The organism is Dactylosporangium sp. CS-033363 (assembly GCF_050942475.1).
GTDB lineage: Bacteria > Actinomycetota > Actinomycetes > Mycobacteriales > Micromonosporaceae > Dactylosporangium.
The window spans coordinates 9,627,351-9,643,953 of record NZ_CP192032.1 but is presented as its reverse complement, the minus strand read 5'-3'; the positions used below and the strand labels follow the sequence as shown (position 1 = coordinate 9,643,953).

16 protein-coding genes and 1 pseudogene are annotated in these 16,603 nt (G+C 71.9%); 6 read left to right on the top strand and 11 right to left on the bottom strand.

The genetic code is table 11. The annotated features are described in order from the left end of the window. Positions 1-3: 3 nt before the first annotated feature. From ACQPZ4_RS44435 to ACQPZ4_RS44420, 4 genes are read right to left on the bottom strand one after another with little or no spacing between them, the layout of a single operon-like run. Complete coding sequence (locus tag ACQPZ4_RS44435; RefSeq protein WP_433050582.1) at positions 4-1,260, bottom strand: NAD(P)/FAD-dependent oxidoreductase; 1,257 nt, start codon at positions 1,258-1,260, stop codon at positions 4-6. Between the two features lie 13 nt (positions 1,261-1,273). Next, on the bottom strand, positions 1,274-2,497 hold the full coding sequence (locus ACQPZ4_RS44430; RefSeq protein ID WP_433050579.1) for a deoxyguanosinetriphosphate triphosphohydrolase: 1,224 nt from the start codon (positions 2,495-2,497) through the stop codon (positions 1,274-1,276). Then, complete coding sequence (locus ACQPZ4_RS44425; protein ID WP_433050576.1) at positions 2,494-3,594, bottom strand: AI-2E family transporter; 1,101 nt, start codon at positions 3,592-3,594, stop codon at positions 2,494-2,496. Before ACQPZ4_RS44425 ends, ACQPZ4_RS44430 begins: the two co-directional genes overlap by 4 nt. Beyond that, positions 3,591-3,944 (bottom strand): VOC family protein, encoded by a 354-nt coding sequence (locus tag ACQPZ4_RS44420; RefSeq protein ID WP_433050573.1) that lies wholly within the window; start codon positions 3,942-3,944, stop codon positions 3,591-3,593. Before ACQPZ4_RS44420 ends, ACQPZ4_RS44425 begins: the two co-directional genes overlap by 4 nt. Positions 3,945-4,210: 266 nt before the next feature. On the opposite strand from ACQPZ4_RS44420, the gene ACQPZ4_RS44415 reads away from it, so the two are divergent. The 4 genes from ACQPZ4_RS44415 to ACQPZ4_RS44400 all read left to right on the top strand — a co-directional run bounded on the left by ACQPZ4_RS44415 (position 4,211) and on the right by ACQPZ4_RS44400 (position 6,471). Beyond that, positions 4,211-4,597, top strand: a complete 387-nt coding sequence (locus tag ACQPZ4_RS44415; protein ID WP_433050570.1) for a hypothetical protein — start codon at positions 4,211-4,213, stop codon at positions 4,595-4,597. Beyond that, positions 4,594-5,553: an ADAM 12 protein gene (locus ACQPZ4_RS44410; protein WP_433050567.1), complete on the top strand. Its 960-nt coding sequence runs from the start codon at positions 4,594-4,596 to the stop codon at positions 5,551-5,553. Before ACQPZ4_RS44415 ends, ACQPZ4_RS44410 begins: the two co-directional genes overlap by 4 nt. Before the next feature lie 28 nt (positions 5,554-5,581). After that, positions 5,582-6,010 carry a roadblock/LC7 domain-containing protein gene (locus tag ACQPZ4_RS44405; RefSeq protein WP_433050564.1) on the top strand — a complete coding sequence of 143 codons (429 nt, stop codon included), beginning with the start codon at positions 5,582-5,584 and terminating at the stop codon, positions 6,008-6,010. Positions 6,011-6,099: 89 nt separating this feature from the next. Continuing rightward, the gene (locus tag ACQPZ4_RS44400) at positions 6,100-6,471 is read left to right on the top strand and encodes a hypothetical protein (RefSeq protein ID WP_433050561.1); all 372 of its coding nucleotides are present in this window, start codon (positions 6,100-6,102) and stop codon (positions 6,469-6,471) included. 106 nt (positions 6,472-6,577) lie between these two features. Here the strand turns inward: ACQPZ4_RS44400 and ppdK are convergent, their stop codons facing one another. Then, positions 6,578-9,229, bottom strand: coding sequence for a pyruvate, phosphate dikinase (gene ppdK, locus ACQPZ4_RS44395; protein WP_433050558.1), 2,652 nt, complete (start codon positions 9,227-9,229; stop codon positions 6,578-6,580). A 284-nt stretch (positions 9,230-9,513) separates the two neighbouring features. Between ppdK and dusB the strand changes: the two genes are divergently transcribed. Further along, positions 9,514-10,575 carry a tRNA dihydrouridine synthase DusB gene (gene dusB, locus ACQPZ4_RS44390; RefSeq protein WP_433066957.1) on the top strand — a complete coding sequence of 354 codons (1,062 nt, stop codon included), beginning with the start codon at positions 9,514-9,516 and terminating at the stop codon, positions 10,573-10,575. Between the two features lie 45 nt (positions 10,576-10,620). On the opposite strand, the gene ACQPZ4_RS44385 is transcribed toward dusB, so the two are convergent. The 6 genes and pseudogenes from ACQPZ4_RS44385 to ACQPZ4_RS44360 form a co-directional block, all read right to left on the bottom strand. Then, positions 10,621-10,956, bottom strand: coding sequence for an XRE family transcriptional regulator (locus ACQPZ4_RS44385; RefSeq protein ID WP_433050555.1), 336 nt, complete (start codon positions 10,954-10,956; stop codon positions 10,621-10,623). Further along, positions 10,953-11,329: pseudogene (locus tag ACQPZ4_RS44380) on the bottom strand (type II toxin-antitoxin system RelE/ParE family toxin). Before ACQPZ4_RS44380 ends, ACQPZ4_RS44385 begins: the two are co-directional and overlap by 4 nt. A gap of 176 nt (positions 11,330-11,505) precedes the next feature. After that, complete coding sequence (locus ACQPZ4_RS44375) at positions 11,506-11,910, bottom strand: hypothetical protein (RefSeq protein ID WP_433050552.1); 405 nt, start codon at positions 11,908-11,910, stop codon at positions 11,506-11,508. Between the two features lie 187 nt (positions 11,911-12,097). Next, positions 12,098-13,540, bottom strand: coding sequence for a hypothetical protein (locus ACQPZ4_RS44370; protein ID WP_433050549.1), 1,443 nt, complete (start codon positions 13,538-13,540; stop codon positions 12,098-12,100). A 62-nt stretch (positions 13,541-13,602) separates the two neighbouring features. Next, positions 13,603-14,430 (bottom strand): aldo/keto reductase, encoded by an 828-nt coding sequence (locus ACQPZ4_RS44365; RefSeq protein WP_433050547.1) that lies wholly within the window; start codon positions 14,428-14,430, stop codon positions 13,603-13,605. Between the two features lie 10 nt (positions 14,431-14,440). After that, a complete protein-coding gene (locus ACQPZ4_RS44360) occupies positions 14,441-15,355 on the bottom strand; it encodes a TetR/AcrR family transcriptional regulator C-terminal domain-containing protein (RefSeq protein WP_433050544.1) in 915 nt (304 codons plus the stop codon). A gap of 67 nt (positions 15,356-15,422) precedes the next feature. Here ACQPZ4_RS44360 and ACQPZ4_RS44355 point away from each other — a divergent pair, with 67 nt between their 5' ends. Further along, a complete protein-coding gene (locus ACQPZ4_RS44355) occupies positions 15,423-16,598 on the top strand; it encodes an FAD-dependent monooxygenase (RefSeq protein ID WP_433050541.1) in 1,176 nt (391 codons plus the stop codon). Positions 16,599-16,603 lie beyond the last annotated feature (5 nt).

Sequence of the window (16,603 nt, the reverse complement as noted above, 5' to 3'; positions counted from 1 at the left end):
AGATCAGTCGAGCAACTTGTCCAGCGGCACCGCGGGGTCGGCCAGCTTGGCCAGGTCCACCGCGCGGCCCTGGTGGCCGGCGCGGACCAGGGCCTGGATCGGGTCCGTCACGTCCCAGACGTTGGCGTTCATGCCGGCCAGGACGCGGCCGTCGCGCACCCAGAAGGCGATGAACTCCGGGGCCTTGCCGTCGGCGATCGCGGGCGAGCCGCGGAAGACGACCTGGTCGTACTCGCCCGGGGAAGCGTAGCCGCTGTACTCCATGCCGAGGTCGTACTGGTCGGAGTAGAAGTAGGGCACGCGGTCGTAGGTGACGTCCTCGCCCAGCAGGGCCTTGCCCGCCGCCTTGCCGCCGTTCAGCGCGTTCGCCCAGTGCTCGACCCGGACCCGGCGGCCCAGGAGGGGGTGGTCGAGGTTGACCACGTCGCCGGCGGCGTACACGTCGGGGGCCGAGGTCCGCAGGCCCGCGTCGACCAGGATGCCGTTGTCGACGGCCAGGCCGCCGTCCACGGCCAGCTCGGTGTTGGGCTGGATGCCGACGCCGACGACGGCGAGGTCGGCCGGGAGCTCGGTGCCGTCGTCCAGGACGACGCTCTCCAGCGCGGAACTGCCCTTGAAGGAGGCGACCTTGGCGCCGAAGCGGAAGGTCACGCCGTGGGCGCGGTGCAGCTCGGCGTACACCGTGGCCACCTCGTCGCCCAGGACGCGCTGCAGCGGCAGGTCGGCCAGCTCCACCACGGTCACCTCGGCGCCGTGGTGGCGGGCGGCGGCCGCGGTCTCCAGGCCGATCCAGCCGGCGCCGACGACGACCACGTTCGCCGCGCGCTTGAGGTGGTCGAGCAGGGCGTCGGACTCGTCGACGGTGCGCAGGTAGCGCACGCCCGGCAGCTGGGCGCCCGGCACGTCCAGGGTGCGCACCCGGGAGCCGGTCGTCAGCAGGAGTTTGTCGTAGTGCAGCTCGTCGACGCCGTCCAGAACGATCTTCTTCAACGAAATATCAAGGTGGGTGACGCGCGTGGCCAGGCGCAGGTCGACGTCGTGCTCGGCGTACCAGCCGGGCTCGCGCACGAACGCCTTCTCCCGCGCGCCCTCCTTGCCGTGCAGGTGGTCCTTGGACAGCGGGGGCCGCTCGTAGGGGCGCTCGGTCTCCTCGCCGATCAGAATGATCTTGCCGGTGAAGCCGTCGGCGCGCAGCGTCTCCGCCGCCTTCGCGCCGGCCAGGCCCGCCCCGACGATCACAAACGTGCGCTCATCAGCCATGGCACCAAGCCTGTCACGAACCGGCCAGGCGCGCGTGCCACGCCACGGCCGACTGGTCGGTCAGGCTCGCCACCTGGTCGATCACCACCCGGAGCCGGGCCGCGTCGTCGGGGGCGGCCCGCCACATCGGGGCGAAGACCGGGTCGAGCGCCTCGTCGCCCCGCGCGAGCAGGGCCTTGACCAGTGTCTGCAGGATCCCCACCTCGTCGGCGTAGCGCTGGGAGGAGCCGGGCCGCCGCATGACGTACCGCAACGCGATCCCCTTGAGCAGCGCACACTGGGCCCGCACGGGCGGCGGCACGAGGAGGTCGGCGGCGTACCGGCGCAACGGGGAGGGCCCGTGGCGCTCCCGGGTCGCGGTGACCGCCGCCGCCGCGAACCGGCCGGTCAGCACACTGGTCATCCGCTTGAGGGCGATCTGGGCGGGATGGCTGCCGTCGTAGTCGTCCAGCGGCTCGAACACGGGATCGGCCAGCAGGTCGAGCAGGATCGCTTCCAGGTCGGCCGCGGACTCGTGGGAGTACGCGGCGGCCACGTCCGCGCACAGCGCTCCGCGCTCGCCGGCGTCGATGCGCAGCGGGGCCAGGTGCACGTAGCCGCCGTGGATGCCGTCCTCCAGGTCGTGCACGGAGTAGGCGACGTCGTCGGCCCAGTCCATCACCTGCGCCTCGAGGCAGCGGCCGGTCCCCGCGTCCGCGTGCAGCCAGGCGAAGACGGCGGCGTCGTCGGGGTACACGCCGAACTTGCGCTTTCCAGGCTCCCGGAACCAGGGGTATTTCGAGACCGCGTCCAGCGCCGCGCGGGTGAGGTTGAGCCCGGCGCCCGGGACCTTGGCCTCCAGCCGGGTCAGCACCCGCAGCGTCTGCGCGTTGCCCTCGAAGCCCCCGCACGCCTCCGAGACGGCGTCGAGCGCGTCCTCGCCGTTGTGCCCGAACGGCGGGTGGCCGAGGTCGTGGGCGAGCCCGGCGGTGTCGACCACGTCCGGGTCGCAGCCGAGCCGGGCGCCCATCTCGCGGCCGATCTGGGCGACCTCCAGCGAGTGGGTGAGCCTGGTCCGCAGGAACGCGTCCGTGCCGGCCGTGTGGACCTGGGTCTTGGCGGCCAGCCGGCGGAAGCCCGCGGAGTGCAGCACCCGCGCGCGGTCGCGCTGGAAGGGCGTGCGGCCGTTGTCGGCGGCCGTGGTGTAGGTGTCCTTCTGCGGCTCCGGGACGAAACGCTCGACATCTGCGGAGGTCACGGGTCGAGCTTAGAAGAGTCCTCATCCCGGGGCGCAGGGATCGGCACCGGGGGTTCGGCGGGGGGTTCCCGCGCGGGCGGCTCGTTCAGGGTTTCGACGACCGGGGTCATGAGCACCTTGACCGCGGCCGCGACCGGGATCGCCATCAGCGCGCCGACGAGGCCGAGGATCGCCCCGCCGGTCAGCGCGGCCAGCAGGATCGCGACCGAGGACATGTCCACGGTGTTGCGCAGCACCCGCGGGGCGATGAGGTAGTTCTCCAGCTGCTGGTACAGCAGGAAGAACACGATCAGCACCACGGTCGACGTCACGTCGCCGGTGACCAGCGCGACGATGCAGCAGCCGGCCGCGCCCACGGTGGCGCCGATCATCGGGATCAGGTCGGTGAGCGCGACGTACACGGCCAGCGGCAGCGCGAACGGCACGCCGAGCGCGAACAGGCAGATGAACGAGGAGACGCCGGCGAACAGCGAGATGATCAGGTTGCCGATCATGTAGCCGCCGACCTTGTCGACGACCACGTTGATGGCCTGGGCGGCGCGGGGGCGGCTCGGCCGGGGGACGAGCCGGACCAGCCCGCGGCGCAGGCGCGGCAGGTCGGCCATGAAGTAGATGGTCAGCACCGTGACCAGCAGGACGTTGACGATCGCGCTGAAGATGCCGGTGACCACGCCGAGGGCGCCGCCGCCGATCTTCTCGGGCAGGCTCGCGGCGAAGTCGGTGAGCTTCTCGGTCAGGCCGTAGCGGTCGGCGACCTCGCGGTACGTGCGGGACCGGTCCTGCAGCACCTGCTGGTAGTGCGGCACGTTGTCCAGCAGCTGCCCGGCCTGCCCGACCAGCGGCGGCACCAGCGACCAGACGAACCCGGCCAGGACCAGCAGCACCAGCACGCCGATGATGCCGACCGCGATCGAGCGGCGCACGCCGTGCCGGATCAGCAGCCGTACCGCGGGATCCAGGCTCACCGCCACGAACAGCGCGATGACGACCTGGACGAGGACCTGGCGCACCGAGTAGAGCGCGAACGCGCCGGCGCCGACCGTCAGCAGGCCGAGCCCGGCCGCGATGGCCAGCCGGTAGGTTTTTGCGAAGGTCATCGTTTTGGCCGGATGATGCAAAATTCGTTGCCCTCGGGGTCCGCGAGCATGACCCACGCGGCATGCTCGGGCGCACCGATGTCCACGTGCCGGGCTCCCATGTTCACCAGCCGTTCGAGTTCGGCGTCGAGGTCGTCGGGGCGCAGGTCGAGGTGCAGCCGGTTGCGCGGCAGCTCCTCGCCGTCGTGCAGGGCGAAGACGATCCGGGGATGGCCGTCCAGCGCCGGGCCGATGACGACCTCGCGCGGGGATACGCTCTCCACGCGGTGGTCGAGCACCTCGGCCCACCAGCGACCCAGCCGCTCCGGGTCGACCGCGTCGACGATCAGGGCGTACCAGCGACTCCCCATCCAACACCTCCACGGTGAACCGGGGGACCCACCATACGCCGCACCGACCACCGCCGCAGTCGCCCGCGACGCCGGGTGGGTTGGGCAGCTTAGTACCTTTCCGGCCGGCTCGTGACCCAAACGTGCAAATTGCAAAACTCAAAAGACGATCAGCCAGAGGTTCCTGTCCGAACGCACGGAGTGATCGATCAATGAGCACTTGGTAACTTGCCGTGAACGCGTGGTGATGCCGCGCGCCGTGAGTCGCGAAGCACCAGGAGCACGTGTTGCCTGCTATCGATGAATGCCTCCGCCGCGCGATGACCATCCGGGGCGCGATCGGAGCCAGCCTCATCGACTACACCACCGGCCAGACCCTCGGCCTGGAGGGCGGCCAGGACGACGTCGCACCGCACGCCGACCCCACCGCGGCGGCGCTCGGCACGGCGAGCGTCATCCATGCCGCGATGCAGACCGCGGCCTATGCCCCGGCGGTGCCCGGCGACACGGTGGAGGACGTCATCATCAGCACCTCGGCCGCGTACCACCTGATCCGGCCGGTACGCACCAGCTTCGACTCGCGACTGGTCCTCTACGTCTGGCTCGACCGGAACGAGGGCAACCTGGCCATGGCGCGCCGCCGCGTCCGCTCGCTGGCCGACGACCTCGCGTGAACGCGGTCGCGGTGGGGGCGAAGGCGAGCGCTCCCGGCAAACAGTCCCGTTTCCCGAAGGGCACCTCGCCCGTCAAGGCGCTCATCCAGCTGGCGGCCCAGAAGGCCACCGGCGCCCTCACCGTGCACGGCGAGCCCGGCGGCGTGGTGTTCCTGCGCGACGGGCTGGTCAACGGCTGCGAGTCGCCGGCCGCGCCCGGCGTCGACCGGCTGCTGACCGCGTGCGGCAAGGTGGCCGAGCGGGTCTGGGAGACCATCCCGTCGCGGCCCGCCCGCGCGCTGGTCGAGGGCGGCCACGTCACCGCGGCCGAGATCGAGCTGTGTGCCCTGCAGGCCCTCTACGACGCCGCGTTCTTCGTGCTCAGCACGGCCAAGGCGGAAATGCGCTTCGATGCGGGCATCGAGCACTGGCTCGGCGCGGACGGCACGGTCACGTCGGACCAGGTGTGCGACCACGTCGTCCGCCAGCGGCGCATGCTCGACGAGGTGCACCCCTCCGACGCAACCGACCTCGCACCGGTCGTGCCGGTCCTCCGGCCGGGACTCGACCGGGTGCTGCTGTCCGGGCTGCAGTGGGAGATCGTCCTGCACGCGGACGGTGAGCGCACCCCGCAGGAGCTGGCCGGCCTGCTGGGACGCTCCGCCTACGCCGTGACGCTGGACGTGCGCCGGCTGGCGGCAGCGGGGCTGATCACGCCGCCGGAGCAAGAAGCAACTGCAAAAGCCGTCGCAGCGGTACCGCACGAGCCCGCACCCCCACCGCCCGAGCCCCCGGAGGATTCGCTGCCCCAGCGCGTCCCCGGCACCTTCACGTTCGAGGATCCCGCCCCGTCGCCCGCTCGCCGCGAGCTCCCGGCGGGGGTCAGCGCGCTGGCCGTGCTGCCGGGGGCGATCGACAAGTCGCCGGACGACACGCTGCTCAAACGGATCCGGGCGGCGCTGCAGTCCCTGCGTTAGGGGCTGCGTGGAAAGGAGGAAACGCTCGATGAGGACCGACGCCGAGCTGCGCGGCGAACTGCTGGCGGAGCTCGGACGGCTGCGTCAGGCGGTACCGGAGATCAGCGGTTGCCTGGTCGCCAGCACCGACGGCCTGCTCATCGCCGACGACGCCCAGGCGCTGGTGGTCGAGGGCGTCGCGGCGCTCGCGGCGGCCTGCCTCGGCGTGAGCCAGCGGATCGCCGACAGCGCCGGTCACGAGGACTTTCGGGAGGTGCTCATCAGCAGCACGGGAGGGCACGTCGCGATGTACATGGCCGGCCACGGTGCCGTGCTCGTGCTGCTGGCGCGGTCCGACGCGAACGTCGCGCGGCTGCACCACGAGGCCCGCCGGGCGACCGCGTTGGTGTCCAAGGTGATGGTCGACGCCGCCGCCCTGAGCTTCGCCGAATCCGTGCCGGAGCCGGCGGCATGGTGAGCCGTAACGGTGGGCTGCACCGTAGACCCAGACGAACAACCGAACCTGCTTCCCCTTCTTCCCCCAGCAACGGACTCTCGGAGGTAGCCATGGCGGACATGGAGACTGCGCTCAAGGAACTCATGCAGATCGACGGCGCCGTCGGCGTCGCGCTCGTCGACTACAACAGCGGGATGGCGCTCGGCGTCCTGGGCGGGTCCAAGGACCTCGACCTGACCGTCGCCGCGGCCGGCAACACCGACGTGGTGCGGGCCAAGATGCGCACGATCGAGATGCTGAACCTCAAGGACGGCATCGAGGACATCCTGATCACCCTCGCCGGCCAGTACCACCTGATCCGCCCGGTCACCGGCCGCTCGGGCAAGGGGCTGTTCCTGTACCTGGCGCTCAACCGGCAGCGGGCGAACCTGGCCCTGGCCCGGCACCAGCTCGGGCGGGTCGAGGACGAGCTCGAGGTCTGAGTTCCCGCGCCACCTGAGAAGAAGGCCGGGGCGCCGTTGCCCCGGCCTTCTCAGTGCTCACCGGGGACTCGAAACCCGGTGAACTGTCACCTCGTGCCGACCCGCGTCATCGGGAGTCGGATCCGGTGGACTCGATGGCCGCACGACCGGCCTCCAGGCGCGCCACGGGCACCCGGAACGGCGAGCAGGACACGTAGTCCAGCCCCACCTCGTGGAAGAAGTGCACGGAGTCGGGGTCGCCGCCGTGCTCGCCGCAGACCCCGAAGTGCAGGTCCGGGCGGGCGGCGCGGCCCTCGTCGACGGCGATGCGGACCAGCCGGCCCACTCCGTCGCGGTCGATCGACTCGAACGGCGAGACGCCGAAGATGCCGAGCTCGAGGTACCGCCAGAAGAAGGCGCCCTCGACGTCGTCGCGGGAGAACCCCCAGCCCATCTGGGTCAGGTCGTTGGTGCCGAACGAGAAGAAGTCGGCCGCCTGCGCGATGTCGCCGGCGGTCAGCGCGGCCCGCGGCACCTCGATCATCGTGCCGATCTTCACGTCGACGGCGAACTCGCCGATGATCTTCTCGGCCTCGGCGCGGATCGTCTCCAGCTCCTGCACCGCGCCGACCAGCGGCACCATGATCTCCGGGTGCGAGTCGGGCACCGCCGCGGCCGCCTCCACGATCGCGCGCACCTGCATCGCGAACAGGCCGGGGATGACCAGGCCGAGGCGTACGCCGCGCAGGCCCAGCATCGGGTTCTCCTCGTGCATCCGGCGCACGGCGTCGAGCAGGTCCTTGTCCCGCCCCGGGTCCTCGCCGCGCTCCTCGGCCACGGCCACCTTCACCGCGAGGTCCTCGAGGGGCGGCAGGAACTCGTGCAGCGGCGGGTCGATCAGGCGCACCGTCACCGGCAGCCCGGCCATCTCGCGGAACAGGTCCTCGAAGTCACTGCGCTGCAGCGGCAGGAGCTCGGCCAGCGCGGCGTCGCGCTGCTCGGCCCCGCGGGCCAGGATCAGCCGCTCGACCAGCGCGCGGCGCTCGCCGAGGAACATGTGCTCGGTGCGGCACAGGCCGATGCCCTGCGCGCCGAAGCGGCGGGCCCGGGCCGCGTCCTCGCCGGTGTCGGCGTTGGTGCGCACCCGCAGCGCGCGGCGCTCGTCGGCGTGGGTGAGGATGCGGTGCACCGCCGAGACGAGCGCGTCGGCCTCGGGGTCGAGGGTGCGCTCGAAGTACTGCACGACGGGCGACGGCTGCACCGGCACCTCGCCGAGGTAGACCCGGCCGGTCGTGCCGTCGACCGAGATGACGTCGCCCTCGGAGACCACGTGCCCGTCGACCGAGAACTGTCCCTTGTGGAGGTTCACGTTGAGCTCGTCGGCGCCGCACACGCACGTCTTGCCCATCCCGCGGGCGACCACGGCGGCGTGCGAGGTCTTGCCGCCGCGGCTGGTCAGGATGCCCTGGGCCGCGATCATGCCCGGCAGGTCGTCCGGGTTGGTCTCCCGGCGCACCAGGATGACCTGCTCGCCCTCCTTGGCCATGGCCACGGCGTGCTGGGCGTCGAAGACCGCCTTGCCCACGGCCGCGCCCGGCGAGGCGCCGACGCCGCGGGTGAGCTGCTCGGGCGCTTCCGACAGGTCGAACGTGGGGAACATGAGCTGGGCGAGCTGGGCGCCGGTGACCCGCTGTACGGCCTCGTCGAGATCGATGACGCCCTCGTCGACGAGGTGCGTGGCGATGACGAACGCGGCGGCCGCGGTGCGCTTGCCCACCCGGGTCTGCAGCATCCACAGCTTGCCGCGCTCGATCGTGAACTCGATGTCGCACAGGTCCTTGTAGTGCTCCTCGAGCGTGGCCATGATCGACATCAGCTCGTCGTAGCTGGCCTTGTCCCGCTGCTCGAGGTCCTGCAGCGGCATCGTGTTGCGGATGCCGGCCACGACGTCCTCGCCCTGGGCGTTGGCGAGGTAGTCGCCGTAGACGCCGCGCTCGCCGGTGGCCGGGTCGCGGGTGAACGCCACGCCCGTACCGGAGTCCGCACCCAGATTGCCGAAGACCATGGCGACCACGTTGACCGCGGTGCCGAGGCTCGACGGGATGCGCTCCTGGCGCCGGTAGAGCACCGCGCGGTCCGCGTTCCAGGACCGGAACACCGCCCCGATGGCGAGGTCCAGCTGCTCGCGCGGGTCCTGCGGGAAGTCCCGGCCGGTGTGCGTGCGGAAGATGTTCTTGTACTCCCCGACGAGCTCGCGCAGATGCCCGGCCTTCAGGCCCACGTCGTCGCGGGTCCCCGCCGCGTGCTTGGCGTCGTCGAGGGCGTGCTCGAACTCGCTGCCCGGCACGTCGCAGACGGTCTTGCCGAACATCTGGATGAGGCGGCGGTACGAGTCCCAGGCGAAGCGCTCGTCGCCGCCCGCCTGCGCGGCCAGACCGGCCACGCTGGCGTCGGTGAGGCCGACGTTGAGGACCGTCTCCATCATGCCGGGCATCGAGAACTTGGCGCCGGAGCGGACCGACACGAGCAGCGGATCGGCCGCGTCGCCGAGGCGGCGGCCCATCTTGTGCTCCAGCGCGGCCAGGTGCTCGGAGATCTCGTCCCCGCCCGGCACCTCGCCGGACTCCAGAAAGGCGCGGCAGGCATCGGTGGTGATCGTGAAGCCGGGCGGCACGGGCAGGCCGAGGTTGGTCATCTCGGCCAGGTTGGCGCCCTTGCCCCCGAGCAGGTCCTTCAGATCGCGGTTGCCCTCTTCGAAGTCGTACACGAACTTCTGCACAACGCCTCCATACCCACTGAGCCCTCGTTTAGGTCCTGGGTGTGCGGGTCACCGTAAGGCTTGTTTTCGGGTGGTCGCCATGGCGGGTGACAAGTCTGACAAGAAACGGCACGACCCTCGATTTCCAATGCATTTGGGAGCGGTACCACGCGCACAAATACGCACGCGCTTCGGGAGAGCGCTCTCTTTTCCTTTTCGATTTCACCTGCGCCGCGTGCGACCATGGGGGCGTGGCTCTGCAGCTCGGACCGTACGTCGTCGACCCGCCCGTCGTGCTCGCCCCGATGGCGGGCATCACCAACGTGGCGTTCCGTCAGCTGTGCCGCGAGCAGGGCGCCGGCCTCTACGTCTGCGAAATGATCACGACCCGGGCCCTGATCGAGCGCAACTCGAAGACCATGTCGATGATCCGTTTCGCCGAGGGCGAGCACCCGCGCAGCCTGCAGCTCTACGGCGTCGACCCGGCCACGATCCGCAAGGCCGTGGAAATGGTCGTCGAGGAGGACCTCGCCGACCACATCGACATGAACTTCGGCTGCTCGGTCCCGAAGGTCACCCGCCGCGGCGGCGGCTCGGCCCTGCCCTGGAAGCGCCGCCTGTTCGCCTCGATCGTCTCCTCCGCCGTGGAGGCCGCCCAGGGCCGCCCGGTCACGGTGAAGATGCGCATCGGCATCGACGAGGACCACGAGACGTACCTGGACGCCGCCCGCATCGCCCAGGACGCGGGCGTGGCCTGGGTCGCCCTGCACGCCCGCACCGCCGCGCAGCGCTACTCGGGCACGGCCCACTGGGACGCCATTCTTTCTTTGAAGCAGGCCCTGGACATCCCGGTGCTGGGCAACGGCGACATCTGGGAGGCTGCGGACGCCCTGCGCATGATGGACCAGACCGGCTGCGACGGCGTGGTGATCGGCCGCGGCTGCCTGGGCCGCCCCTGGCTCTTCGCCGACCTGGCCGCCGCCTTCGCGGGCTCGGACGCGCGCAGCCTGCCGTCCCTGGGCGAGGTGACGGCCCTGATGTACCGCCACGCCGAGCTGCTGTCCGCCTGGCTGGGCACCGAACGCGACGGCGTGACCGACTTCCGCAAGCACGTCGCCTGGTACCTGAAGGGCTTCCCGGCCGGCGGCGAGGTGCGCCGCGCCCTGGCGATGTCCTCGTCCCTGGCCGAACTGGCGGACCTGCTGGCCCAGCTGGACCACGAGGCCCCGTTCCCGCGCGAGATCCTGGGCCAGCCGCGCGGCCGCACCGGCACACCCGGCCGGGTCGTCCTGCCCGAGGGCTGGCTGAACGACCGTGATTCCGATCTCGTCCCGGAAGGCGCCGAACTCGACGATTCCGGCGGCTGATCCTCCGTTTCCAGATCGTCACCAATCGATGCGAATTCGCGTTCTCTACGCCACGAGATAGCTGGAGTCGTCGAACTCCGCGGTGACCTTGAGCCGGCCGCCGAGCGCTTCGACGTAGGCGCGCAGGACCGAGATGGAGACGACGTCGAGCTTGCCGCGCTCGACGTCGGAGATGCGGGGCCCGGAAACCCCCATGGCGTCGGCGACCTCCCGTTGGGTCAGTGACCGGTTGCGCCGGACCTCGGCGAGCCGGAAGGCGCGGACCTCGTCATCGAGCCGCCGCTGCCCGGCGGCGCGCTCGGCCTCACTGCGCACAGGGTGACCGGCCGCGCGACGGGTCTCTTCGGCGCGGCGCTTGGCCTCGTCCCAGCTGACGGTCATGCGTAGTCCCTCGTTTCCAGTTCGGCCAGATGGGCGTCGTAGCGGTCGTCGGCGAGCGGGATGGCGGTGTCGTACCAGCCACGCCAGTTGCCGGCCTTGTCGCCGGCGACGAGCAGCACTGCCCGTCGCACCGGATCGAAGGCGAACAGGATACGGATCTCGCTCGAGCCGGTTGAGCCTGGCCGGAGTTCCTTCATGTTGTGATGCCGGGACCGGTGATGCGGTCGACGAGCGGCCGGCCGAGCGTCGGACCGTCGGCGGCGAGCCGGTCGACGGCGTCCTCAATGAGGTCGGCGCTGCCGGGATCGTTCTTGGTCAGGTCGTTGAACCATTCCGCGACCTCCTCGACGAGCAGGATCTGCCACGCGCTCACGACTCATGTTAACGCAGGGGTTAAGTTGTCGGCCACCCGCCGGGAGCGTCAGGAGTCGCGGCGGAGGCCGGTGAGCGGGAACGGGTGCTGTTCGGCGCCGCCCGCGCCGCGGGCCGCCACGTCGGCTGCGAACAGTGCGACGAGGCGGGCCGCGGCGGTGCGGGCGAGGACGATCGTCAGGCGTTGTCCATCGCGGCGGTGATCTTGCGGATCATGTCGGCCACGACCGGGCTCGGGGCGTCCGGGCCGGTGGCGGCCTCGATCGCGGTGAGCACGGTGCCGCGGAAGTTCGCCGCCTCGTCCGGGGACTGGGCCTTGAGCAGCGCCGCGGCGGCGGTCAGGGCGGGCAGCACCCGGTCGGCGATCTCGGCGACGGACTTGCCGTTGAGGTCCTTGCTCTTCGGGTACTCCGCGAGCACGTGCCCCACCACGCCCGTCGACGAGCCCAGGGCCAGGCTGCCGTTGGTGGCGATGCGGTGCGGCGAGCCACCCGCGGCGCCGGCGGCCGACAGGAGGGTGATCGCGCCGTACGCGGCGATGCGGATGGTGTGCTTGTCCTGGTCGGTGAGGGTGACGTTCATGGTGGGAACTCCTTCGTGGAAGTTGTTGTGCCACCACATTCGCGGCCGCGGCTGACACCGCCCCGCCAGCGCCCTGACACGGCCGCTGACATCAGCCGCGGTCTCGGCTGCGGGCCGCTCAGCCGCGGGCGCGGTCTCGGCTGCGGGCGCGGTCTCGGCTGCGGGCGCGGTCTCGGCTGCGGGCCGCTCAGCCGCGGGCGCCGCCGATGCCCATGAGGACGGCGATGCCGAGGGCGCTGCGGGCGGAGTACGGCTGCCGCCACAGCCCCCCGTGCGCGGCCGCGAACGCCTCGTCCTGCCACGGGTGATCGTGCGCCGGCCGCGAAGCGTGCAGGTCGTGCACCAGCAGCGCGGCCATCAGCGTGTTGCTGGTCGCCGGCTCGAAGATCTCGATGCCGAACCGGTGCGCGCCCGCGAACGCCGCGGCCAGGAGGCGGTTCTTGACCACGCTGCGGGTGCGGGTGGCGGGCGCGACGGCCAGCGACACGGGCATCCCCGCGGCGCGCGCCTCGGCCGCCCGCCAGCGCTGCAGCCGTTTGGCGAGCGCGTAGTTCGGACCCTGCTGCGGTACCAGCGAATCGTTGATCCCCGGATAGAGGCCCGGCGGATAGTTGCGCGTCAGCAGGCGCCCCGCGCTCAGCAGGCGCAGCGGCCGCCGGACCCGCCCGATGCCGGTCGCCTCCTGGTAGCGCCTCGTCGCCTCATCCACGGCATCGTCCGGTACCGCGAACACATCGGTCGGCGTCGCCAGGAACGCGAGCCCCAGGTCCGGCCGGCGCTCCCGCAGCCGCACGGTGAGCGCGTCGACGGCCATCGCGACGCGGACGTTGAGCGCGCCGTCCGCGTACACGTAGTTGCCGAGCACCAGCCGCCCGTCCTGGCCCTCGATCCAGTCCGCGACCCGCCCCAGGTCGTGCAGCAGGTCCGCGCCGCGCTGCTCGCCGGCGGCGGGGATGTGCAGGCGCCCGGCGTACCGCTCGGCCTGCTCGGTCAGCCGCTGCCAGATCGCCGGCCGCGGCAGGTCGACCGCGACCACGTCCGCACCCCAGCGCAGCAGCGCGCGCAGCGGCCCCATCTCCGCCCCCGCGCCGAGCACGACCACGCGCCGTCCGGGCAGCGCCAGCCACTCGGGATGCGCGGCGACGGTGCGGATCGTGTCCGCGCACGAGCGCTCGACCGTCCCGGCCGCGACCCAGCGCTCCAGCTGCCGGTCGAGCTCCTCGCCGCGCAGGTTCCTCCCCTTGTACGGCACGACGAGCTCCGGCTCCGCCTCCCCCCGCCCCTCGACGGTGACGGTGGCGAGCGGCTCCCCGGCAGGGTCGAACGCGGCCTCGAGCGGTTCCTCGTCGCCTTCCGCATGCCGCCGGTACCGCATCCGCTCATGCAACGACGCCAGCCCCTGCCGCGCGATCGTGAGCGCGGCCGCTCGCGACGGCAGCCCGGCCTCGACCAGCCGCCGGAAGTGCACGAGGTAGTCGCGCCGCCAGTCGGTCGACGCCTCCGCGCCCCGGGCCCCGACCGGATCGACCTCGCGCAGCGCGTCGGCGACCACGGCCCGCCCGAGCGCGGACGTGCTGGCCCGGCCCTCGACGCTGGGAATGACCACACCGGTCGGGTTCACATTCGGCACACCGGTCAGTCTGCCATCGCCGACGACGCCCGCAGCGGCAGCAGGTCATGCCGCACGGGGGCCTAGAACTCCTCCCAGGTCGCCGGGTCCTGCTTGACCGGGGACTGCGGCACCTCGTCGAACGCGGCCAGGTCGGCGGGGGTGAGCTCGAAGCCGAACAGGTCGGCGTTGGTGCGCTGGCGCTCGGGGCTGCCGGAGTGCGGTACGACGGTCAGGTCGCGCTGCAGCAGCCAGCGGAGCACCACCTGCGCCGGCGTCACGCCCAGCCGCTCGGCGACGGCGGCGATGCCGGAGTGCTCCAGGACGCCCGTGTTGCGTTCGAGGGGGCTCCAGGCCTGCACGACGGTGCCCTTGGCCTGCACGGCCGCGACGAGGTCGGGGCGGGCGTGCGAGGGGGAGACCTGCAGCTGGTCGACCGCGGGCACGATGCCGGTCTCGGCGACCACGGCGTCGATGTGCTCGGGCAGGAAGTTGGACACGCCGAGCGAGCGGATCAGGCCCTCGCGGTGCAGGTCGGCCATCTCGGCGTACGACTCCACGTAGCGCGCGACCCGCGGCAGGGGCCAGTGGATGAGGTACAGGTCGACGTAGTCCAGGCCGAGGCGCTCGAGCGAGGCCTCCAGGGCGGCGCGGGTCGAGCCGCGGCCCTGGTCCGAGCCGCGCAGCTTGGTGGTGACGAAGAGCTCCGCGCGGGGCAGGCCGGACTCGCGCACGGCGGCGCCGACGGCGTCCTCGTTGCCGTACGCCGCGGCGGTGTCGAGCAGGCGGTAGCCGGAGGCGATCGCGGCCAGCATCGCGTCGGTGGCGGGGCGGCCCTGCAGCGGCCAGGTGCCGTAGCCCACGACCGGCATGTCGGGCCCGGAGTTCAGCTTCACGGTCGGGATGCTCATACGACCCACCCTACGCACCGTCGATCAGCGCCGAGAGGCCGTCCAGCAGCCGCTCCAGGCCGAACTCGAAGATCGTGTTCAGGTCGTACTCGACCGCCTCCCCGCCCAGGGCGGCCAGCCGGGTGAGCGCCGGGAACGCCCCGCCCGCGACGATGCGGGCGAAGCGGGCCTCCTGCGCGGTGAACCACTCCACGTTGTCCACGCCGGTGTCCTGCTCGGCGTTGGCCTCCCACTCGAGGTTGACGGCCGTACCGCGGACGTGGTTGGCCAGCATCATCGAGGCCTGCATGGCGAGCGGGAGCGGCACGCCGGCCCGCTCCAGCGCGGCCATGTTCCACTCCGTGTGCGCCATCGCGTGCTCGGCCATCGGGGGACGGGTGAACGACATCACCTCGGCGACCCACGGGTGGCGGCGGTACACGCCCCACTGCAGCCGCGCCGACGTGGCCAGGCTCGCCCGCCAGCCGGACAGGCGCTCCGGGGGCGGGATCGGGGCCTCGGCGAACGCGGCGTCCGTCATCAGCACAAGGAGCTCGTCCTTGTTGGTGACGTGCCGGTACAGCGTCATCGTCGGCATGCCGAGCACGCTCGCCAGGCGGCGCATGGAGAGGGCGGCCAGGCCCTCGGTGTCGGCCAGGCGGATCGCGGTGGCGACCAGCCGGTCCACCGGGGCGGGTTCGTCGACGGCGCGCGGCTGCGGCCGGCGGCGGGCGACCACGGTGCCGATCCCGGGGTGCGGCTCGACCAGGCCCTCGGTGCGCAGCGCGGTGAGCGCCTTGGTCGCGGTGGCCATGGCCACGCCGTACGTGCGCATCAGCTCGCGGGTCGACGGGACGCGGTCGCCGGGGCGGAGTTCACCCGCGGCGATGGCGGCCCGGATGCGCGTGACGATGCGCTGAAACGGGGGCTCGGAAGCGTGCTGCACTAGTGCACACCCTACTCACCCGCGCGCATCGTGGAGCGCGGCGTGCCGGTGTTCGTACGGTGTACGCATGACCAAGGTTCTGATCTCCGGCGCGAGCATCGCCGGGAACGCGCTCGCCGCCGGGCTGGCGCGGCGCGGCTGCTCCGTCACCGTCGTCGAGCGGGCGCCGGCGATCCGGCCGGGCGGCTACGCGGTGGACATCCGCGGCGTCGCGCTCGAGGTCGCGGAGCGCACGGGCGTCGCGGCGCAGGCACGGGAGCTGCGCACCGACACCGAGGGCACCAGCTTCGTCGACGCCAACGGCCGGAGGGTGGCGACGCTGCCGCTCGGGTTCGGGGTGCTCGACCCGGCCGACATCGAGATCATGAAGGGCGACCTCACGCGGCTGCTGCACGCCGGGGTGCCCGCGGGCGTGGAATGGATGTTCGGCAATACGGTCGAATCGCTCGAACAGCACGGCGGCGGCGTGCGCGTCACGCTGCAATCCGGCGGGGCGCGCGAGTTCGACTACGTCGTCGGGGCCGACGGCATCCATTCGCGCATCCGGGAGCTGGCATTTCCGAAACCGCCGCAGCCGTACGTCCACCACCTCGGCAGCAACAGCGCGGTCTTCACCGCGCCGAATGAGCTCGGGATCGAGCGCTGGCAATTGGTCCGATCGATGCCGGGCCGGGTGATCAGCATCAAGACGGACCGCGGCTCGGAAACGGTCAAGGTGACGCTGCTCTACGGCGGGTCCATGCCCCCGCGCGACCGCGCGGCGCGGATGCGCGAGATCGAGCAGAAGTTCGCCGGGTCCGGCTGGGTCGTGCCGCGGCTGCTGGAGCACATGCGGCAGGCCCCGGACCTCTACGTGGCGCCGAACGCGCAGGTCAGGATGCCGGGCTGGACGGCCGGCCGGGTCGCGCTGATCGGCGACGCGGGCTACGCGCCCTCCTCGCTGACCGGCCAGGGCAGCGGGATGGCGCTCGTCGGGGCGTACCTGCTGGGCCTGATCATCGCCGATTCGGGCGATCTGCGCGAATATGATCGGCAGCTGCGGGAGTTCGTCGACGTCAATCAACGCGCGGCCATGGGACCCGCGCGCGGGTTCGCGCCGAAAAACGAACTCGCTGCCCGAATGCAGAACCTGAGCATCCGGATGATGCCGTACATGCCTGGACGCAACCTCGTGATCTCGGCGATGATGCGCGAGGCGCGGCGCGCGGCCGGGGCGCTGACCCTGCCCGTAGCAATCTTGTGACACCA